Below are 19990 nucleotides of genomic sequence, written 5' to 3'. Positions count from 1 at the left end.
CCCCCTGCATCGGCAGTCCGGGGCCCCACCCGGCAGGGCTCCCGGGAGTGTCCGGGCCCCGCCGGGGGAGGCCCCGGACCGTGTGCTCACTTGGCGTCGGCGAACCAGCCGCGCAGCATCGTGGCGACCTCGTCGGGACGGTCGCTGACCATCTCCGAGATCTCGCCCCGCACGCGCTCACGCTGCTGGGCCTCGATCAGCGCCGCCCGGTCGTCGAGGGCCGCGTCCCGGACGCTCTCGACCTGGATGCGCTCGTCGACCTCGTCGTCCTCGTACTCCTCGTACTCCTCGCGGTTGCGCCGCGAGCGCAGCCACACGATGAGCACCAGCAGGGCGATGCCGAGGGCGATGCCACCGGTCTTGATCATCGACCACATCTGGGCGGTCTTCTCCGCCTCCTGGGCGGTCGCCAGGTCGGCGGCAGCCTGCTCGGCGGCGGTCTGGTCGAAGGCCATCGCGGCGACCGTGATGGCGTCACCGCGGGCGACGTCGAGGCCGACCGCGTTGCCGATCAGGTCCTGGACCTGCGCCTGGTTCAGCGCGCCGGCCGCGGCCTGGTCCATCACCACGGAGACGGTCAGCCGCTCGACGGCACCGGGCGCCCCGGCGACCGTCTCCACGGTCTTGTCCACGGCGTTGTTCCGGGTGGCGGTCTCCTTGTCGTACGCGGACTCGCCGTTGCCGTTGACCCCGAGGTCCTCGGCGCCCAGCACCCCGCCGACGGCTGCGCCGGCGCCGGTGTAGCTCTCGACGGTGGTGCTCTCCGACAGCGCCGGGGTGTCGGCGTTGTAGTCGTAGCTCTCGATCGTGGTGTCCCGCTTGGAGAAGTCCAGGTCAGCACGGACGGAGACGACGGCGTTGCCCGGGCCAGCGACCCGGTCGAGGATCTGCTGGGCGTTGGCCGCCAGCCGCCCCTCGAACTCCTGCTCCATCTGCGACTGGGCGTCCCCGGCGGCGGAGGAGGCGCCCTCCCCGGCGGCGGAGAGGACCGCGCCGGTGGAGTCGGCGACCGTGACGTCGGCCGGGTCCATCTTCTCGATGCTGGAGGAGACCAGGTGGGTGACCGCCTGCACCTGCTCGCCGGCGAGGCTGGTGCCGGGGGCGAGGTCCAGCAGGACCGAGGCGGTCGGCTTGCCCTCCTCGGTGGCGAAGACGTCGTCCTTGGGCAGCGCGACGTGCACCACTGCGGACCGGACGCCGTCCAGCGCCTTGAGGGTGGTGGCGAGCTCCCCCTCCAGCGCACGCTGGTAGGAGACCTGCTGCTGGAACTCGCTGGTGGTGATGCCCTGCTCGTCGAGCAGGGAGTAGCCGGTCTCGTCGCCGGCCGGCAGGCCCTGGCCGCTCATCGCCAGACGCAGGTCGTAGACGGCGTCCTTGGCCACCATGATCGTCTGGCCGCCGTCGGTGAGCTCGTAGGCGACGCCCTGGGCGTTGAGCTCCTCCACGATCGCCGAGGCGTCGGTGGAGGCCAGGTTGCTGAACAGCGGCGACAGCGTGGGCGCGGTGACCCACCGGGTGAAGAAGAAGCCGCCGAGCAGCAGCCCGGCCAGGAGCAGACCGATGACGATCTTCTGGCCGGCGCTGATCGTGGCCAGCAGCGTGCGGACCCGCTCGAGCGGGCCGTTGAGCGCGGCGGGCATCAGATCTGCATCCGCATGATCTCGGTGAACGCCGCGACCGCGGAGTTCTTCAGGGTCACCACGGTGTCAGTGGCCAGCCGGGCCTCGGTGCTGGCGATCGTGTAGTCGTGCGCGTCCTGCAGGTCGCCGGTGGCGGCCTGCAGCGCGAGGGCGTCCGCCTTGCCCTGCACGGCGTTCAGCGAGTCGATCGAGCCGCTGAGGACGGCGGCGAAGCCACCGTCGCCGGAGACCGACCGGGGTGCGGCGGCCGAGGCGGCACCGGAGACCCCGGTGACGTCGGTGATCCCGGGCATCCCGATGGAGATGCCGGCGATGGGTGAGGTCATGGTCAGCCCTTCCCGAGCTGGAGGGCCTGCTGGTAGGCCTCGGTGGCGCTCCTGATGGTGGCCAGGTTGGCCTGGTAGCCGCGCTGGGCCATGAGCAGCTGGGTCATCTGGTCGCCGAGGTCGATGTCCGGGTAGCGGACGTAGCCCTCGTCGTCGGCCAGGGGGTTGGTCGGCTCGTAGACCAGCCGGCCCTCGGCGCTGCCGAGCTCGGTGCCGGCGACGCGCACGCCGCCCTGGCCGGAGCCGTACTGGACCGCCTCGGCGACGATCATGCGTTCCCGGAAGGCGTCCTCGCCCGGGGCGTTGACCGTGTTGATGTTGGCCATGTTGTCCGCGACGGCGTCCATCCACTTGCGGTGGACGAACAGCGACGAGCCGCCGATGCGCAGCGTGTCGAAGACCGCCATCACTGGGTCCGCAGGGCGGAGCGCAGCAGGGCGTACTTGCCGTCCAGGGCGCTGATCGACAGCTGGTAGCGCAGCCCGGTCTCGGTCGCCATGACCGTCTCGGTGTCCAGGTTGACGTTGTTGCCGTCGGTCCGGGTCGGGTCCATCGAGCGGGTGACGGTGCGCTGGCCGCCCGCCGGGACCTGACCGTTGACGATCTCGGCCTGCAGGGTGGACTCGAAGTCGACCCGGCCGGCGAGGAAGCCCGGCGTCTGGATGTTGGCGATGTTGTCGGCGGTCACCCGCTGGCGCTGCTGCAGCCCGGTGAGGGATGCGTGCAGCGCCGTCATGGTCGAGTCGGTGATCACCGGACGCCCAGCAGGGAGCGACGGAGCACGAGGTACCTCCGGGTACGGCGAGTTGCGCGCACAGGCGATGCCTGCGAGCGAAGGGGCCGCCGATCCGTGGCGAGGTGGTGCATTCCGTGCAGTTCTGTCATCGGCAGTCAGCGCCGCGTTGATGACCATGTGCACTCGATCGAGCGCACGAGGTGACAGAACGCGAACGTCCCCCGGGGCCGAAGTCGCGACTTCGGTCCCGGGGGACGGGGAGTGCGGTGGTGCTGCGGGGCTAGAGCACCCGGTCGATGAAGGAGGCGACCGGCCGGGTCGGTGCGTAGGACATCCGGGCGGCGACGTCCCGCTGCTTCTGCGACTGGGTGATCCGCTCGACCAGCGCCTCGGCGACCGCCAGTTGGTGCTGCAGCAGCCGGGCGGCCCGCTCGCGGAGGTCGTCGGGCAGCGGGCCCAGGTTGCTCGGCGGGATCCAGTCGGTCGACCGTCGTCCCCAGGCCGCGATCTCCTCGGCCCGGCCGCGGGCGAGGGTCTCCTCGGCCTGGTAGACGTCGCCCTCGAGCGCGTCGAGCACCGCCGGCCAGTTCCGGGCCTCGCCGACCAGCGCGGGGACGTCCCCGACCCGGTTGCGCCCGGCGGCCGGGCCGCCGGTCATGCGGGAGCCGCTGCGAGGGAGGCCGCGGCCTCCCGCCACGCGTCGCGCAACGGCTCGACGATCTTGCGGCAGTCGGCGACCCGGCGGAGGTCGCCCTTCACGATCGCGGAGCCGAGCTCGGTGATCAGCCAGTTGTAGAGGGCGGCCAGCCGGGGAGCGCCCTCCCAGGCGTCGACCTGCAGGCTCTCCAGCAGACCGAAGACGACGTCCTGGGCGTGCTGCAGCTGCTCGGTCGCCGCCTCGCGGTCGCCGGCGGTCAGGGCGGTGTGGCCGCGCTCCAGGTCCAGGGCGAGTCGGTCGTACAGCATCACCAGCAGTCGCTGCGGGGAAGCGGTCGTGACCGTGTCACCCAGGTAGCGGGCGCGGAGGGAAGCGGTGCTCATCGGTTCGGGGCTCCAGGGGAAGACGCGGCGGCGGGTCGGGACTACTTGGAGGAGGACCAGGAGGGCAGCCCGGCGATCTGTGAACTGAGCCAGGCCGCCTGGTTCTGCATCGAGCTCAGTGCGGTCTCCATCGCGGTGAACTGTCGGGTCAGCGTGGTCTTGCGCATCTCGAGCCGGATGTCCCAGGCGGCGATCCGGTCCTCGAGGTCCTTGGCGAGGGAGTCCCCGCTCTTGGCGAGCAGCACCAGCGACCCGGTGGTGCTGTCGCTGGCGCCCTTGGCCAGCACCTCCAGCTGTGCGGCGAAGCCGACCGGGGAGGTGACGTCGTCGGCGTTGCCGCTGATCCCGTCGGTGCCGGCGCTGACGATCTTCTTCTCGCTGAGCAGCGCCTGCGTCGCGGCCGGGTCGCTGCTCAGTGCCTTGGTGAAGACCGCCTTGTCGAAGGTGAGCTGGCCGTCGCGGGTCAGCTCGATGCCGACCGTCGACGCCGACTTCCCGCCGACGGCGCTGGAGACGACGCTGAGGATCTGGGTCGACAGGCCGCGCAGCGTGCTGTCGCCCTTGAGGATCGCCGAGGTGCTCTCCGCGTCGGTGTAGGAGGAGACCGCGGAGAGCAGGGAGTTGGCCGCATCGACGAGGCTCTGCACCTTGGTGGCCGTCGCATCCGGGTCCTTGGCCACCGTCACGGTGGCTGCGGCGTCCTTCTTGCTGACCGTGAACGTGCTCCCGGGGAGCACGTCGGTGAAGGTGTTCGTCGACGAGGTCACGTCGTAGCCCGCGGTCGCGTCCCCGACCCGGAGCTTGGCGTCGGCGCCGGTGGTGAGCGCCGTGACGGCGACGTCCCCGGTCACGGTGAAGGTCCCGGCCGCACCCGAGGTCTTGGAGGTGAGCTGGAGCCGGACGCCGGCGCCGGTGTCGACGGCCACGGCGGTGACGCCCGCGGTGGAGGCGTTGATGGCCTTGACGGCGTCGTTGACCGTCTGGCCGGCGGTCAGCGTGACGCCGACCCCGGCGATGGTCAGGGTGGTCGGGCCGGTCGGGTTCAACGCGGTGTCGGCGGTGGCCCAGCTGCCGGTGCTGTAGACGGAGTGGGTCGCCGCCAGGCTCGTGACGGTGAAGCTCAGCGACCCGGTGGCCGCGCCGGTGGAGGCGGTCGCGGTCACGGAGGGGTCCGAGCTGCTCGCCTTGGTCGAGGTCCAGGCGGTGGCGTCGGTGAGCGCGGCTGCGGCGGTGCGCAGGGCGTCGAACCGGGTGTTGACCGCGCGGTAGGCGGCGGCGTCGGACTGGGTGGCGGACAGCTGCTGCCTGAGCAGCGTCTGCGGGTTCGCCTCCACCTTCATCAGCTCGCTGATCATCGTCTTGTAGTCGATGCCCGAGATGAGGCCCGTGCTCACGCTCATGCCCGCCATGCCGGTACCTCCGTGGTTCGGGGATCAGGGGTGGAACGCCAGTGAGGGGGGAGGCCCGAGGGCCTCCCCCCTCACCGGGTGTTCAGGTGGTGCGGGTGGATCAGCCCAGCAGCTTCAGGATGCCCTGGGGCGCCTGGTTGGCCTGGGCCAGCATCGCGGTGCCGGCCTGGGTCAGGATCTGCGTGCGGGTGAAGTTGGTCATCTCCTGAGCCATGTCCGTGTCGCGGATCCGGCTCTCCGACGCCGACAGGTTCTCGACGGCGACGTTGAGGTTGTTGACCGTGTGCTCGAACCGGTTCTGGATGGCACCCAGGTCGGCGCGAGTGGTGGAGACCGACTTGATGGCCTCGTCGATCTTGCCGATCGCCTCGGAGGCGCCCGAGGCGACGGTGAAGGACACCGTCGCGTCGGCCAGGTCCTGGGCGGTCGGGGTGGCGCCGGGGTCGGTGCCGGTGAAGGTGACGCCGGTGCCGCCGTCGGCCACGGTCACCGCGCCGGTGCCGAAGGTGGCGTCGGCGGCGGTCTGCAGCCGGGCCAGGGACTGGGCCGCGGACTCGGCGGCGTCGTACTTGACCGAGGCCAGGTCCAGGCTCTTGCCGCCGTAGGAGATCGACCCGTTGAGGGCGTCGAAGTCCGCGGTGGTCAGCGCAGCGGTGGCCGTGAGGGTGGCCACCGATGCCTGGTTGGCAGCGGCGGCGGTCGTGGTCGAGCCGGCGGTGCCACCGGTGCTGGCCGCCGACACGTCGACACCGTCGACGCCCAGACCCTGGGCGCCCATGGCGGTGCCGATGCTGACGCCGATGGTCTCCCCGGCGTTGGCACCCACCTGGAAGGTGGTGTTGTACTTGCCGTCCAGCAGCTGCTTGCCGTTGAAGTTCGTCGTGGACGCGATGCGGTCCAGCTCGGACTTGAGCTGGCCGATCTCGGACTGGATGTTCTTCTTGGCGTCGCCGTTCAGCGAGCCCTCGTTGGAGGCCTGGACGGACAGGTCGCGCATGCGCTGCAGGATCTTGTGCGTCTCGGTGAGCGCACCTTCAGCGGTCTGCACGACCGAGATGCCGTCCTGGGTGTTGCGGACGGCCATCTTGAGGCCGCCGATCTGCGAGCGGAGGCCCTCGGAGATGGCCAGGCCCGCTGCGTCGTCGGCGGCGCGGTTGATGCGGAAGCCGGAGGAGAGCTTCTCCAGCGACTTGCTCATCTGACTGTCGGTGACCGACAGGTTGCGGTACGAGTTCATCGCCGCGATGTTGTTGTTGACGCTCAGACCCATGGTGTTCCTCCGTGGAAGTGGGTTTCAGGAGATCCGCTGCATCCGTGCTGCGGGGTGTTGCAGTGCCAGGATCGGCGGGTGCGGGGCCGGTCTTGACCTGAAACCGGGAGGAACTTCCGGAGGGCACGGGTCGGGTCCGTCGTGCTGCCGAGTGCCCGGGCAGCAGTGAGGGGGGAGGCAGGGCCTCCCCCCTCACCGGGTGCTGCTCAGGTGCTGCGGGTGGGTCAGCCCAGCAGGCGCAGGATGCCCTGGGGTGCCTGGTTGGCCTGGGCCAGCATCGCGGTGCCGGCCTGGGTCAGGATCTGGGCGCGGGTGAAGTTGGTCATCTCCGACGCCATGTCCGTGTCGCGGATCCGGCTCTCCGACGCGGTCAGGTTCTCGACGGCGACGTTGAGGTTGTTGACCGTGTGCTCGAACCGGTTCTGGATGGCACCCAGGTCGGCGCGGGTGGTGGAGACCGTCTTGATGGCCTCGTCGATCTTGCCGATCGCCACGGAGGCGCCCGAGGCGACGGTGAAGGACACCGTCGCGTCGGCCAGCTGCTGGGCGGTCGGGGTGGCGCCGGGGGCGACGCCGGTGAAGGTGACACCGGTGCCGCCGTCGGCCACGTCCACCGCGCCGGTGCCGAAGGTGGCGTCGGCGGCGGACTGCAGCCGGGCCAGGGACTGGCCCGCGGTCTCGGTGCTGTCGTACTTGACCGAGGCCAGGTCCAGGCTCTTGCCGTTGTAGGAGATCGAGCCGTTGAGGGCGTCGAAGTCCGCGGTGGTGAGGGCAGCGGTGGCCGTGAGGGTGGCCACCGAGGCGGTGCTGGCCGCAGCAGCGGTCGTGGTGGAGCCGGCGGTGCCGCCGGTGGCAGGCGCCGAGACGTCCACGCCGTCGACGCCCAGGCCCTGGGCACCCATGTTGGTGCTGATGCTGACGCCGATGGTCTCCCCGGCGTTGGCACCGACCTGGAAGCTGGTGTTGTACTTGCCGTCCAGCAGGCTCTTGCCGTTGAAGCTCGTCGTGGACGCGATCCGGTCCAGCTCGCTCTTGAGCTGGCCCACCTCGGACTGGATGTTCTTCTTGGCGTCGGCGTTGAGCGAGCCCTCGTTGGAGGCCTGGACGGACAGGTCGCGCATCCGCTGCAGGATCTTGTGCGTCTCGGTGAGCGCACCTTCCGCGGTCTGCACGACCGAGATGCCGTCCTGGGTGTTGCGGACGGCGACCTTCACGCCACCGATCTGCGAGCGGAGGCCCTCGGAGATGGCCAGACCGGCAGCGTCGTCGGCGGCGCGGTTGATGCGGAAGCCGGAGGAGAGCTTCTCCAGCGACTTGCTCATCTGGCTGTCGGTGACCGACAGGTTGCGGTACGAGTTCAGCGCCGCGATGTTGTTGTTCACGGTCAGACCCATGAGGGGTTCCTCCTTGGAAGGGGTGACCGCGGCATCCGTGCCGCGGTCGTCGTACCCCTGTCAACGGAGTGGCCCGGCGGGTCCTTGAGGGCCTCCCGGCGATGTCCCCCGAACGGGTGGGTCACCCGTTCAGCGCAGCAGTTGCAGCACCCCACGCGGCGACTGGTTCGCCTGGGCCGCCATCGCCGTGCCGGCCTGGGTGAGGATCGACGCCCGGCTCATCGTGGTCGTCTCCGCGGCGATGTCGGCGTCCCGGATCCGGCTCTCCGAGGCCGTGGTGTTGTCCAGCGCCACCCCGACCTTGGCGATGTTGTGCTCGAACCGGTTCTGCACGGCGCCCAGGTCAGCGCGGGCCGTGGAGACCTGCCCGATCGCGGCGTCGATCGCCGCCAGCGCCGTGGACGGTCCGGTGGGAGAGGTGACGTCCACGCCGGCGACGCCCAGGCCGGCGGCGTCCATCGCCGGCCCGAAGCCGACGGTGATCGTGTGTCCCACGTCCGCGCCGACCTGGAAGACCCCGCGGTAGCTGCCGTCCAGGAGCTCCTGGCCGTTGAAGGACGTCGTCCCCGCGATCCGGTCGAGCTCGGCCCGCAGCTGCCCCATCTCGGTCTGCACGTTCGCCCGGGCGGCGTCGTCCAGGCCACCGGTGTTCGCCGCCTGGACGGCGAGGTCCCGCATCCGGTGCAGCAGTGAGTGGGCCTCGGTGAGCGCGCCCTCGGCGGTCTGCAGCACCGAGATGCCGTCCTGGCTGTTGCGCAGCGCGACCCTGAGCCCGCCGATCTGGGTGCGCAGGCCCTCGGCGATCCCGAGGCTGGCGGCGTCGTCGGCGGCGCGGTTGATCCGCGAGCCGGAGGAGAGCCGCTCGATCGACGTGGTCAGTTGTCGGTCGGCGACGCCGAGTGTCCGGGCGGAGTTCAGCCCGGCGATGTTGCTGTTGACGACCAGGCTCATGCGGGCCCTCCGTGGACCGGGAACGAGAAGGAACCGCCGCAGCCGTGCGGCGGGATCGATCTCTTCTACGGTCCGGCGGGTCGGGTCTCAACCCGAACGGGTGAGGTCCGCGGTGCGGATGTGACTCAGGTGGCTCAGGCGGGCAGGGCGGCCGCGCCGCGTTCGGGGACCACCCAGTCGTGCCGGGCCCGGCCGCGCGGCTGGGGCACCGGGAACGGGGGAGGGGTCGGCGTGGCCCGGCCGGCGGTCTGCCGGGCGGCGACCCGCTCGACGTAGGCGCGCTGCTGGTTGCGGGCGCGCACCCCACCGTCGGCGGCGACGGCGGTGCCGTCCCACACCTCGCTCATCGCGGCGTGCAGCAGGGTGAGTGCCCGGGCCCGCATCTGCGAGACGCGGGAGAGGGTGACGCCGAGGGAGTCGGCGATGTCGGTGAGCGACTCGTCGCCGAAGAAGTTCCGCTCCACCACCTCGTCGAGCCGGTCGGGGAGGGCGCGGATCGCCTCGTGCAGGTGCCGGGCTCGCTCGCCGCGCAGCAGTGCGCGCTCCGGGGAGTCGCCGGTGTCGGGCAGGTCCAGGGACCCGCCCTCGGTGCCGGTCTCGGCGTCCATGCTGACCATCACGGCGCGGTGCACGTCGATCTGCAGCGAGTCCAGCTCTGAGCGCTGGACGCCCAGGCTGGTGGCCAGCTCCTCCTTCGTCGGCGGCCGGCCCAGGCTGATCGTCAGGGCGTCGGTCGCCGCGTCCGTGCGTCGCGCTGCGGCCCGGACCGAGCGGCTGGCCCAGTCGCCGGAGCGCAGCTCGTCCAGGACGGCGCCCTGCAGGCGCGGCAGTGCATAGGTGGCGAAGGTGGCGCCGGCGGCCGGGTCGAAGCGGCGGGCGACCTCGACCAGCGCGACGCTGGCGCAGGAGAGCAGGTCGTCCCGGCTGACGTGGCTGGGCAGGGAGATGCGGGAGGCCACCGCGTTCACCGCGAACTGGGCCAGCGGCAGATGGGTGGTCACCATCGCGTCGACGTCGGCGGGGCGGCGCTCACTCACGGCGGGGCGGGCTGCGGTCACGTCCCCCTTCTCGGCTGACCGTGCACCGCGTGGCACCGCCATCGACACATTTCCCGCCGGCCTCGAGCCATCTCGGCTTGACCGGGCCCGGCCGGGTGCCGAAGTGGAGATCGACAGCGCCCGCCGGTCCCGGTGGGCGCCGGCCTGCACGACGGGCCGCACACGACGACGGAAAGGCGGCCGGCATGGACCACCAGCACCTGTCGACGTTGCTCTGGCGAGAGCAGGAACTGCTGGACCTCCTGCTCTTCAAGGCGGAGGAGAAGCAGTACCTGATCGTCACCGGCAAGAGCCGATGGCTGGCCCGGATCGCCCACGAGATCGAGGTGGTCCTGGAGCAGTTGCGGACCCTCGAGATCGAGCGGGCAGCGGCCACCGAGCAGATCGCCGGCCGACTGGGCCTGGAGGTCAACCCGTCGCTGCGCCAGCTCGCCGACTCGGCCCCCGCCCCGTGGGACGACCTCTACGCCAAGCACCACGAGGCGCTCCTGCTCATGGTGGCCGAGCTGCGCGGGCTCTCCGACGCCAACAAGGAGCTCATCGAGAGCGGCCTGGCCGTCATCAACGACGCGCTGGCCACCAGCCAGCCGCCCACCGCAGCCGGCACGTACACCCAGACCGGCCGGGCTGCCGGCAACGCCTACCGCTCGGTCACGCTGGACGGTGCGCTGTGAGCTCCTTCAGTGGCCTGAACACGGCGACGACGGCCCTGTGGGCGCAGCAGCGCGGGCTGGACGTCACCGGGCAGAACATCGCCAACGTCAACACCGCGGGGTACTCGCGGCAGCGGGCAGAGCTGCAGTCGATCGGCGGCAACGCCGTCCCGGCGATGTACGCGATCAGCAACCGGGTCGGCCAGGGTGTCGACGCCGACAAGGTGATCCGCATCCGGGACGCCTTCCTCGAGGGCCGGGCCCAGATCGAGTCCGCCTCGACCGCCCGGATGACCGCCCAGGACGCCACCCTCGCCCAGATCGAGCAGGCGTTCCGCGAACCCGGCGAGACCGGCATCCAGGCCAAGCTCACCGCCGTCTTCACCGCGTGGGGCGACGTGGCCAACCACCCGACCGAGGACGGCGCCCGGACGGCCGTGCTGCAGAAGACCGCCACGCTCGTCGCGGAGCTGCACACCACGAGCAGCAACCTGGACAAGCAGTGGACCCAGACCCGGGACAGCCTGGACACGCTGGCGCAGGACGTGAACGCCAAGACCCAGTCGATCGCCGACCTGAACCGGGCGATCAAGCGCGCGACCCAGGCGGGCCTGCCGGTCAACGAGCTGGCCGACAAGCGTGACGCCCTGGTGATGGACCTGGCCACCTCGATCGGTGCCACCTCCAGCCCCGGGGACGACGGGCAGGTGAACGTCTCCGTCGCCGGCGCGACGCTGGTCTCCGGCACCGACGCGATCGGGATCAGGGCCGTGGGCACCGCGGTCCCGGCCGAGGCCACGGCGACGGACCCCTCGTTCGTCACCGACCCGGGCGGCACCCGGCTCGCCCTCGGCGGCAAGGCGGGCGGTGCGCTGACGGCGCTGAGCCAGACGATCCCGAAGTACCAGCAGCAGCTGGACGGCGTGGCGCAGCGGCTGGCCGACCAGGTCAACGCCGTGCACGCCGGCCCGCCGCTGGCCTACGACAAGAACGGCGCCCCGGGTGGACCGATGTTCGGGTCGGGCACCGTGCCGGCCGAGCCGATCACCGCAGCCAACATCACCCTGCTGATCACCGACCCGGCGAAGCTCGCCGCCGCGTCGTACGCCCCGATCGCCGGGAACGCGTCGGCCGACGCCGGCAACGCCGCGAAGCTCGCCGCCATGGCCAAGTCGGACACCGGCGTGGCCGTCGCCTACCGGCAGCTGATCGTCGACCTCGGGGTCGAGGCGTCGGTGGCCACGAGCAACCTGCAGACCCAGACGGTGGTCGCCGCGCAGGTGGACGCGTCCCGCGAGTCCGTCTCGGGGGTCAACCTCGACGAGGAGATGACGAACATGCTGCGGTTCCAGCACGCCTACTCCGCCGCCGCGCGGATGATCACCACCATCGACGAGACGCTCGACGTGCTGATCAACCGCACCGGCCGAGTGGGGCTGTGACCTGATGCGGATCACCCAGCGCGCGCTCTCCGTCACCGCCCTGCAGGGCCTCAACCGGAACCAGGAGGCCATCGCCAAGCTGCAGGCGCAGCTGACCTCGGGCAAGACGATCAACAAGCCCTCGGACGACCCGACCGGCACGAACGCCGCGATGCAGACCCGCCAGGAGCTCGCCGGTGCCGCGCAGTACGCCCGGAACATCAACGACGGGATCGGCCTGCTCGACGCGACGGACTCCGCCCTGCAGAACATGATCAAGCAGGTGCAGAACGTGCGGGCGCTGACCGTCAAGGGCCTCAACGCCGGCACGCTGTCCGATGCCTCGGCGACGGCGATCTCGACCGAGGTCTCCGGGATCCGGGCGAGCCTGCTCGGGCTGGCCAACAGCACGGTCCAGGGAAAGCCCGTCTTCGGCGGCGTCACCAGTGGCTCGATCGCCTACGACGCCGCCACCGGTGGCTACCAGGGCTTCGGTGGCACCTCCGTGCCGCCGATGCCGGTCATCCCGGTCAACCGACAGGTGTCCGACGCCGACGCGATCCGGGTCGACCTCACCGGGCCGGAGGCCTTCGGGGACCCGGCGACCGGTGATCTCTTCGCGATCGTCCAGGCGATCGCCACCGACGTGGTCGCCGACCCGGCGGCACTGGCCGGGCACCTGGAGGACCTGGACGTCGCGCTGAACCGGATGCTGGCGGCGGTCGCCGACATCGGTACGCGGACCAACCGGATCGAGACGGCACAGCAGGTGAACAAGGACCTGCAGCTCTCGCTCACCAGCCGGTCGTCGGTCATCGAGAACGTCGACCTGCCGAAGACGATCATGAACCTGCAGATGCAGCAGGTCGGTTACGAGGCCGCGCTGGGGGCCACCGCGAAGGCCATCCAGCCGACTCTGCTGGACTTCCTGCGGTGACACCGCGGCAGGTGGCCCTTTCCCGGGGCCGCCTGCCGAGAAAGCAGGAGCAGGGAGCGTCCACCCGGGTGGAGGCTCCCGGTCCCGCCGACCGGCGGGGCGATGCCACGGACGGCCCACACGAACCCATGGAGGGGTACCCATGCTCACTCTCACCCGCAGCGTCGGCGAGAGCATCCGGATCGGCGAGGACATCGAGGTCTACGTCGTCGAGGTCCGCGGCGGCACCGTGCGACTGGGCTTCAAGGCCCCGCGCGAGGTGACGATCCACCGCGAAGAGGTCTACAAGCAGATCGCCGAGGCCCAGAGCCTGGCCGCCGAGGTGGCCGCCGACGCGCTGGGCGCCTTGTCGGCATTTGCACCAGGACCGGATCAGCCGACTAGCAAGTAATGCCATAGGGTCGCCCGATACGGGCCAATAACAGCTCACCTCAGCCGTCACAGTAGTCACAGGGCGGCGAGTCTCGCCGTCCGAGGCTCCGATCGTGCGCAAGTCTTCTCCCAACGCACCACGGTTACAGGGGGAGACGAACATGGAACTCAGCGCACTCGCATCGGGCCCGGCAGTCGACATCGAGCTGTCCGTCGACCTGCGCGTCGGGCCGTCCGGCGCCGACGACCTGCGTCTGTGTGGTGCCGTCGACGGCTCGCTCGACGAGCCGGTCCCCGCCGCCTGGTCGGAGACGGTCGTGGTGCACGTCCAGCTGCGTCCCCGCCGGTCGGCCACCCGCCGGTGCCTCGCCGCCCTCGCGGAGCTGGCCGCCCGGCACGACTCGGTGGCCTTCGCCCTCACCGGGCTCAGCGGCGACGACCGCGCCGTCCGGGTCACCGTCGGCGTCGAGCTCGGCCCGCGTGAGCTGATCGCGAAGTTCTCCGACCAGGCGCAGGCCGCCTACGCCTTCGTCGACGGGCTCTTCACCGACCTCTACGACTTCATGCCGGTGTACGTCGCCGAGCCGAACGAGGTCGAGCGGGCAGCAGCCGCCGGTGTGCTCGAGGCCGTCGAGAACCCCCGGCCGCGGGCGCCGCGGGTCCCGAGCCCGCGCATCCCCTCGCCGCGCCGTCCCTCTGCGGACAGCGTCCACACCTCCGCTCGCCGCGGGGTGCCCGCCCTCGTCTGAGGCCGGAGGTGGTGGGCCCACGAGGGCCGCGTCCCACCCGTTGCAGCAGCAACACCCCAGGCACGCCCCACCCAGCCCACCTGCACTTCCCCTCAGGAGGACCGGTGTCCCAGGACATGCTCACCACCCAGCTCGCCACCGACCCCGCCCGCACCCGTGAACCGCTGGTCTTCGGTGGGCTCACCGAGGCCGAGGGCTGGGCGCTGGCCCCCATCACCCCCCGCGACCGGGTGCACTTCCGCACCGACCGCGAGCTGCCGCTCACCGAGTTCCGGGCCGCCCTGCCGGCCGGGGTCACGGTGACCTACGACGAGGGCGACGGCCTGTACCGGGTCGATGGCGACACCGGGACGGGCGAGGCGCTCGCCGGCCTGATCCGCGCCTGGTGCGCCGCCGAGGGTTACGCCACGGTCGGGCTGCGGCCGGAGGCCGGCGTGCGCCGCCGGGCCCCCCGCGACCTGCCCGCCGCGTTCCTGGACGGCCTGTGCCGGCACTACTGCCGGGTGAGCCTCAAGCGCCTGCAGCGGAACATGAGCACGATCCGGCTGCACCTGCCCGACAACGACGACGTCGACCAGCAGGTCGCCGAGTGGGTGTTGAAGGCGGTCAGCCAGTACGACGAGACCAAGTCCGTCCCCTTCGGGGCCTTCCTGGCCACCCAGCTCTCCAAGTGGGTGCACGACCTGGGCCGCAACGCCTACGGCCGGACCGCCGCCGACACGGAGAACAAGCAGCAGAAGGCGGTCGCCGCCTTCACCGCGGAGAACCAGCGCCGGCCCAGCGAGAAGGAGCTGGCCGCCTACATGGGCCAGAGCGTGGCCACGCTGCGCCGCAACTCCCAGACGGTCGCCACCCTCAACGGCCTGCGCAACCTGCAGTCCCTGGACGGCGGTACCGACACGGTCGAGTTCGTGGTCCCGGACAGCGCCGAGGTGCCCGACGAGATCATGGGCGAGGCCGAGCAGAGCCTGCTGTCGCACGCCCTGACCGCCGCCTGTGCGCCCGACCCGACCGCCCGCCGGGACCAGCGCGCCGCGCAGCCGAACGTGCTGGGCTGGGCGACCTGGTACCTGACCACCTGGGGCGGGCAGACCAAGACCCAGCTGTCGGCCGACCTGGGCACGTCGGTGCGCAACATGAACGTGCACGCCGACCGCGCCGAGAAGGCCCTCAAGGAGCGGCTCACCGAGCTCGGCGGCTGAGCTCCGCCAGCCTCTCCGCACGTGCGGCGGCCCGGTGTCCCGGAACTGACCAGAGCGGGCGGAAAAGGTTGCGATCCGGGTCCATCGGGCCTCTCACCTGCCGATATCCAAGTCGTGACCGCGCCGGAGCCCCCTCGCCACAGTGCGGGGGAAGGTCCTCCAGTCGGGTCCGGAGCCCGTCGTCCGGCGGTGGGGGAGTGAGCGGCCCGCCCGCCGGGGACCCGGCCCAGGCGGTGCTCGTCCCGCACTGGTTGAGCAGCCCGGACCGGCTCGAGGTCGAGCGGGCCGTGCAGGCTGCGCTCGACGGAGGGCCGCTGCACCCGGTGGTCGCCGTCCACCTGGGCGAGGTGCTCACCGAACTGCACGTCGCCGCCGCCCGCGAGGTCGTCTGGCCCGCGCCCACCGCGCGCGTCCGCCGGGCCACCGGCTGGTCGGACGACGTGGTCCCGGTGCGGCTGTCCGCCGTCGAACTGGCGAGTGTGTTGTCCCTGCCCGGTCTGCCGACCGTGGCCCGAGAAGCCCTGACCGGAGGACGCAGCGCATGACCGGAGCGCTCTTCGGTACCCCGGGCGGTCTCCTCCAGCGACTGAACCGGGCCGAGGTCCGGGTGAACGACGTGCGGGCCGCCGTGGAGCTGCTGGCCGACCGGGGGGTCGACCCGGACCTGGAGCTCGGCGTCCTCGACGGCGCGGGCCGCGGCCCGATGCTGGTGCTGGACGACACCGGTCGCCGCACCCGCGTCCTGCTCGCCGAGCTCGCCGAGCAGATGACCCGGGCCCGGGTGCCCGTGGCGGCCGAGTCGGTCGCCACCGCGCTGGACGCCTGGCTCGCGCGCCGCCCGGTGCCCGACCCGATCGCGCTGGCCGCCGGCATCGCCGTCCTGGACTGGTCCGACGCCCGGCAGACCGCGCTCGGCTGGCGGGTGGTGGTCGCGCGCGACCAGCTGGTCGTGCCCTGGCGGCCGTCCCGCACTGCGTCCGTGCCCCTGGTCCACCAGGCGCGCTCGGCTGCGCTGGGCCGGGCCGCCGTCGTCCGGACCGCGCTGCGGGTCGAGGGTCCGCTGGCGCTGTGGACCTCGGCCGGCGTGCCCGGCGTGGACACCGCGGTGCTGGTCCGCCCCGAGGAGCTGCTCGTCGAGATGGCCGCGGCCGGGCTGCGGCTGCACGACATGCACGTCGTGGTCACCCCCGGCCGGCCGGTCGCCTGCGCGGACGCCGCCGTGGCGCGCCGGCTGGTGGCCGAGGCGACCGACGCCTGCGCGACCCTGCCGTGGCGGGAGCTCGCCGACCTCGGCTGGGCCTGACCCGCCGCGCCCTCTCCTCAGCCGGTCAGCTCAGGACGCCGTACTCCCAGTGCCACGGCTCCGGGTTCTGCCCGCCGGCCTGCGCCCAGTCCGGCTGCAGCCACCCGTAGTGCCCGGCGTTGAGCTGCATCCACGCCGTCTGCGCGGTGCCGGAGCGGTTGATGCCGCCGCACAGGTCGACCGCCAGGGCCCAGCCGTGGTTCGAGGTGCCCGGCACCGCGGTGATCCGCGGCTTCCGGTGGTGGACGTCGACCTGCGCGCCCAGCGAGCGGTAGGAGTCGGTGATGCACAGCGGGGCGCCGAACGTCTGCGCGTAGGCCGCGGCCATCGCCTGGTAGGCGGCCGCCGCGTCACAGCGCAACCGGTGCCCGCTGCTGATCGAGCAGAGCTGGTCGGCCGGGATCTGCCCGTTGGCCCAGCCACCCCACGCGCCGGTCGCCGGCCCGGTGGTGCTGCCCGGGGCGGGCAGCGGTGCGCTGCACGTCGCCGGGACGGGGCCGCTGACCGGCAGCGGTGCGGGCGTGGCCGGCGGCACGGTCACCCGGACGGCGGTGCTCAGGTCGGCCAGCTCGCGCACCGCCACCTGCCGGCGGTCGGCGGAGGCGGAGAGCACGCTCGTGCCGCCCAGGTACAGGCCGACGTCGTCCAGGCCGCTGCGCGGGTCGGTGCGGAACACCAGGTCGCCGACCTGGAGCTGCCCGGCCGGGACGGGGGTGCCCTGGGCCCACTGGCCGGGCAGGTCGGCGGGCAGGCCGATGCCGCCCTGCGCCCATGCCGTCGCGGTGAGCCCACCGCAGTCGTAGCCGTCGGGTCCGTGCTGCCCGACCAGGTAGGGCTTGCCGAGCTGGGCGAACGCGGCGCTGACCGCGGCGACGGTCTCGGCGGGGAGCACGGTCAGCGTGCCGCCGGCGGCGTAGGTGGTGGCCACGCCGGGCACCGGCGCACCCGTGGCGTCGCGCAGCGGGGCCAGCCCGGCCGGCAGTGCACCCGGGTCGGTCAGGGTCGCGGCGGGGGGCGGGGTGACCCCGGCCGCGGCCAACCGTCCCAGGTGGTCCTGCCAGCTGGTCAGCGCGGCGGCGTTGCGGGCCTGCTGGTCGGCAGCGGCGGCGCTGGTCGACAGTGCGGCCCACTGGGCGCTGACGGTCGGGTCGAGCTCGGCGACGATCTCGCGGATCTCGACGAGCACCTCGGCGGCCCGGCTGCGCGCCTGGGCCGCGGCCGCGTCGGCCGCGGCGGCGGTGTCGGTGTGCTGCGCCGCGTGCACGGCGGCCAGCGCGGCCCGGGCGACCGAGGCGTCCTGCTGCTCGGTCAGCTGCTCGGCCAGGCCCTGCGCGTGCAGGACGGCGGGCGTCGAGCCGGGGGAGTGCAGGGAGAGCTGCGCCAGCGGCCAGCGCTCGTCCGGGCTGCGCCGGTAGGCGGCGGCGGCATGGGCGCCCACGGCAGCCCGGTCGGCGGCGACGACGGCCAGCGCGGCCGCGCCGGCGTCCCGGGCCTGCTGCGCCTGGGCGGTGAGGCTCTCGGCCTCGGACAGGGCGGCCCGGTGGCGGGCGGCGGCGTCGGCGAGGGTGGCGGCGGTGGCCTCGGCCTGGCCGGCGACGGCGGCCGGTGTGGAGACCTGGCCGGCCTCGGTGGGCGGCTGGGCGGTGACGGCGAGGACGGCGATCAGGGCCAGGGTGGCGCCGCTGACGACGGCCAGGCGGTGCCACCAGCGCTGGGCGGCACCGGGGGTGCGGGTGCGCCGCGGTGCGGGACGGCGGCTGCCGGGGGCCGGACGCCGGCCGGCCGGGGTACGCGGGGCGGGCTTCCTCCCCGCAGGCTGCCGGACCGGCGCCTTCCGGGTGGCGGGCTTCCTGGCGGGTGGCTTCGGGGTGGACCGGCCGGCGGCGGACTGTGCACGGGGCCGCGGCGCAGGAGCTTGCGCGCGTGGTGCGGGCACCTTCGTCCCCCCAGCTGCGTCGGATCGGCCCGGCCGCCAGGCGGCGTCCGGTGTCCTGATCCCATCGACGTGCCCCCCGGGGTGGTGGAGGTCCCTCACCGGTTCGGGGGGTGCAGCTCACCCCTTCGGGGGGAGACGACGAGGCCCCGCCGTCCAGGTGGACGGCGGGGCCTCAGAACGTGCTGGGTCGATCAGCGGTTGGCGATCTCCACGAAGGAGCGCTCGGCCGGGCCGGTGTAGACCTGCCGCGGTCGGCCGATCTTCGTGGCCGGGTCCTCGATCATCTCCCGCCACTGGGCGATCCAGCCCGGCAGCCGGCCGATGGCGAAGAGCACGGTGAACATCCGGGTCGGGAAGCCCATCGCCCGGTAGATGAGGCCGGTGTAGAAGTCGACGTTCGGGTAGAGCTTGCGCTCGACGAAGTAGTCGTCGGAGAGGGCGATCTCCTCGAGCTGGCGGGCCAGGTCGAGCAGCTCGTTGTTGCCGCCCAGCTTGTCCAGCACCGTGTCGGCGGTCGCCTTCACCAGGGCCGCGCGCGGGTCGTAGTTCTTGTAGACCCGGTGCCCGAAGCCCATCAGCTTGACGCCGGGCTCCTTGTCCTTGACCCGCGTGACGAAGCGGTTGATGTCGCCGCCGTCGGCCTTGATGCCCTCCAGCATCTCCAGCACCGACTGGTTCGCCCCGCCGTGCAGCGGGCCGAACAGCGCGTTGATGCCGGCCGAGACCGAGGCGAACATGTTGGCGTGCGAGCTGCCGACCAGCCGCACCGTGGAGGTGGAGCAGTTCTGCTCGTGGTCGGCGTGCAGGACGAAGAGCATGTCCAGCGCCTTGACCAGCTCCGGGTCGGCCTCGTACGGCTCGGCCGGGAAGCCGAAGGTCATCCGCAGGAAGTTCTCCACCAGGCCCAGCGAGTTGTCCGGGTAGAGGAAGGGCTGCCCGATCGACTTCTTGTACGCGTAGGCGGCGATGGTCGGCAGCTTGGCGAGCAGCCGCACGGTCGACAGCTCGACCTGCTGCTGGTTGAAGGGGTCGAGCGAGTCCTGGTAGAAGGTCGACAGCGCGCTGACCGCCGAGGACAGCACCGGCATCGGGTGCGCGTCGCGCGGGAAGCCGTTGAAGAACCCCTTGAGGTCCTCGTGCAGCAGGGTGTGCCGGCGGATCCGCTGGTCGAACGCCGCCAGCTCGTCGGCCGTCGGCAGCTCGCCGTAGATCAGCAGGTAGGAGACCTCCAGGAAGCTCGCCTTGCCGGCCAGCTGGTCGATCGGGTAACCGCGGTACCGCAGGATCCCCTGGTCACCGTCGATGTAGGTGATCTCCGAGGTGCAGGACGCGGTGTTCACGAACCCGATGTCCAGGGCGACCTGGCCGGTGGTGGCCAACAGCTTGCTCGTGTCGATTCCCTCGGACCCCTCGGTCGCGGGGACGACCCGGAGCGGCAGTTCGCCGCCGGGCCAGCGCAGGGCTACGTCTGGGGTGTTCGCTGTCTCGCTCATCAGGTCTGGACGCTACTCAGTTCTCGTGAGGATGCGACACGGCCCCGCCGCAGAGTTCTGCGACGGGGCCGTGGACGCCTCGCGGAGGCCGCTCTGCAG

Annotated in this window: 21 protein-coding genes; 8 read left to right on the top strand and 13 right to left on the bottom strand. The window is 72.3% G+C overall.

Annotation, left to right across the window (positions count from 1 at the left end; translation table 11 throughout):
- Positions 1-86: 86 nt before the first annotated feature.
- From fliF to O2W15_RS03005, 11 genes are all read right to left on the bottom strand, one after another.
- On the bottom strand, positions 87-1640 hold the full coding sequence (fliF, locus tag O2W15_RS03055) for a flagellar basal-body MS-ring/collar protein FliF (protein ID WP_269178324.1): 1554 nt from the start codon (positions 1638-1640) through the stop codon (positions 87-89).
- Positions 1640-1966 (bottom strand): flagellar hook-basal body complex protein FliE, encoded by a 327-nt coding sequence (locus O2W15_RS03050; protein WP_269161659.1) that lies wholly within the window; start codon positions 1964-1966, stop codon positions 1640-1642. Before O2W15_RS03050 ends, fliF begins: the two co-directional genes overlap by 1 nt.
- 2 nt (positions 1967-1968) lie before the next feature.
- Positions 1969-2373 carry a flagellar basal body rod protein FlgC gene (locus O2W15_RS03045; protein WP_269161660.1) on the bottom strand — a complete coding sequence of 135 codons (405 nt, stop codon included), beginning with the start codon at positions 2371-2373 and terminating at the stop codon, positions 1969-1971.
- Complete coding sequence (locus tag O2W15_RS03040) at positions 2373-2702, bottom strand: flagellar basal body rod protein FlgB (RefSeq protein ID WP_269161661.1); 330 nt, start codon at positions 2700-2702, stop codon at positions 2373-2375. The genes O2W15_RS03045 and O2W15_RS03040 overlap by 1 nt, the downstream gene beginning before the upstream one ends.
- A gap of 280 nt (positions 2703-2982) precedes the next feature.
- The gene (locus O2W15_RS03035; RefSeq protein WP_269161662.1) at positions 2983-3360 is read right to left on the bottom strand and encodes a hypothetical protein; all 378 of its coding nucleotides are present in this window, start codon (positions 3358-3360) and stop codon (positions 2983-2985) included.
- Positions 3357-3743 (bottom strand): flagellar export chaperone FliS, encoded by a 387-nt coding sequence (gene fliS, locus O2W15_RS03030; RefSeq protein ID WP_269161663.1) that lies wholly within the window; start codon positions 3741-3743, stop codon positions 3357-3359. The genes O2W15_RS03035 and fliS overlap by 4 nt, the downstream gene beginning before the upstream one ends.
- 41 nt (positions 3744-3784) lie before the next feature.
- Positions 3785-5143 carry a flagellar filament capping protein FliD gene (gene fliD / locus O2W15_RS03025; protein ID WP_269161664.1) on the bottom strand — a complete coding sequence of 453 codons (1359 nt, stop codon included), beginning with the start codon at positions 5141-5143 and terminating at the stop codon, positions 3785-3787.
- Positions 5144-5252: 109 nt separating this feature from the next.
- Positions 5253-6422, bottom strand: a complete 1170-nt coding sequence (locus O2W15_RS03020; protein WP_269161665.1) for a flagellin N-terminal helical domain-containing protein — start codon at positions 6420-6422, stop codon at positions 5253-5255.
- A gap of 224 nt (positions 6423-6646) precedes the next feature.
- Positions 6647-7816, bottom strand: a complete 1170-nt coding sequence (locus O2W15_RS03015) for a flagellin N-terminal helical domain-containing protein (RefSeq protein WP_269178323.1) — start codon at positions 7814-7816, stop codon at positions 6647-6649.
- A 129-nt stretch (positions 7817-7945) separates the two neighbouring features.
- Entirely contained in the window at positions 7946-8767 is an 822-nt protein-coding gene (locus tag O2W15_RS03010; RefSeq protein ID WP_269178322.1) for a flagellin N-terminal helical domain-containing protein, read from the bottom strand.
- A gap of 134 nt (positions 8768-8901) precedes the next feature.
- The gene (locus tag O2W15_RS03005; RefSeq protein ID WP_269178321.1) at positions 8902-9825 is read right to left on the bottom strand and encodes a sigma-70 family RNA polymerase sigma factor; all 924 of its coding nucleotides are present in this window, start codon (positions 9823-9825) and stop codon (positions 8902-8904) included.
- Between the two features lie 185 nt (positions 9826-10010).
- Between O2W15_RS03005 and O2W15_RS03000 the strand changes: the two genes are divergently transcribed.
- The 8 genes from O2W15_RS03000 (at position 10011) to O2W15_RS02965 (ending at position 16462) form a co-directional block, all read left to right on the top strand.
- Complete coding sequence (locus tag O2W15_RS03000; RefSeq protein ID WP_269161669.1) at positions 10011-10499, top strand: flagellar protein FlgN; 489 nt, start codon at positions 10011-10013, stop codon at positions 10497-10499.
- Positions 10496-11920: a flagellar hook-associated protein FlgK gene (gene flgK, locus O2W15_RS02995; RefSeq protein ID WP_269161670.1), complete on the top strand. Its 1425-nt coding sequence runs from the start codon at positions 10496-10498 to the stop codon at positions 11918-11920. The genes O2W15_RS03000 and flgK overlap by 4 nt, the downstream gene beginning before the upstream one ends.
- 4 nt (positions 11921-11924) lie before the next feature.
- Entirely contained in the window at positions 11925-12836 is a 912-nt protein-coding gene (flgL, locus tag O2W15_RS02990) for a flagellar hook-associated protein FlgL (protein WP_269178320.1), read from the top strand.
- A gap of 142 nt (positions 12837-12978) precedes the next feature.
- Complete coding sequence (gene csrA, locus O2W15_RS02985) at positions 12979-13227, top strand: carbon storage regulator CsrA (RefSeq protein ID WP_269161672.1); 249 nt, start codon at positions 12979-12981, stop codon at positions 13225-13227.
- 142 nt (positions 13228-13369) lie between these two features.
- Positions 13370-13957 (top strand): hypothetical protein, encoded by a 588-nt coding sequence (locus tag O2W15_RS02980; RefSeq protein ID WP_269178319.1) that lies wholly within the window; start codon positions 13370-13372, stop codon positions 13955-13957.
- 104 nt (positions 13958-14061) lie between these two features.
- A complete protein-coding gene (locus O2W15_RS02975) occupies positions 14062-15159 on the top strand; it encodes a flagellar biosynthesis protein FliA (protein ID WP_269161674.1) in 1098 nt (365 codons plus the stop codon).
- Positions 15160-15356: 197 nt separating this feature from the next.
- Positions 15357-15704: a hypothetical protein gene (locus O2W15_RS02970; RefSeq protein WP_036332933.1), complete on the top strand. Its 348-nt coding sequence runs from the start codon at positions 15357-15359 to the stop codon at positions 15702-15704.
- The gene (locus tag O2W15_RS02965) at positions 15701-16462 is read left to right on the top strand and encodes a hypothetical protein (protein WP_269178318.1); all 762 of its coding nucleotides are present in this window, start codon (positions 15701-15703) and stop codon (positions 16460-16462) included. The genes O2W15_RS02970 and O2W15_RS02965 overlap by 4 nt, the downstream gene beginning before the upstream one ends.
- Before the next feature lie 25 nt (positions 16463-16487).
- Here O2W15_RS02965 and O2W15_RS02960 read toward each other — a convergent pair whose 3' ends face one another.
- Together O2W15_RS02960 and O2W15_RS02955 are read right to left on the bottom strand one after the other, a co-directional pair.
- Positions 16488-18398, bottom strand: coding sequence for an NlpC/P60 family protein (locus O2W15_RS02960; protein ID WP_269178317.1), 1911 nt, complete (start codon positions 18396-18398; stop codon positions 16488-16490).
- A gap of 191 nt (positions 18399-18589) precedes the next feature.
- On the bottom strand, positions 18590-19891 hold the full coding sequence (locus O2W15_RS02955) for a citrate synthase (protein ID WP_269161678.1): 1302 nt from the start codon (positions 19889-19891) through the stop codon (positions 18590-18592).
- Positions 19892-19990 lie beyond the last annotated feature (99 nt).

Source organism: Modestobacter sp. VKM Ac-2979 (genome assembly GCF_026967995.1).
Classification (GTDB): Bacteria; Actinomycetota; Actinomycetes; order Mycobacteriales; family Geodermatophilaceae; genus Modestobacter.
The sequence above is the reverse complement of the archived record's forward strand: the minus strand, read 5'-3'. Positions and strand labels throughout refer to the sequence as shown.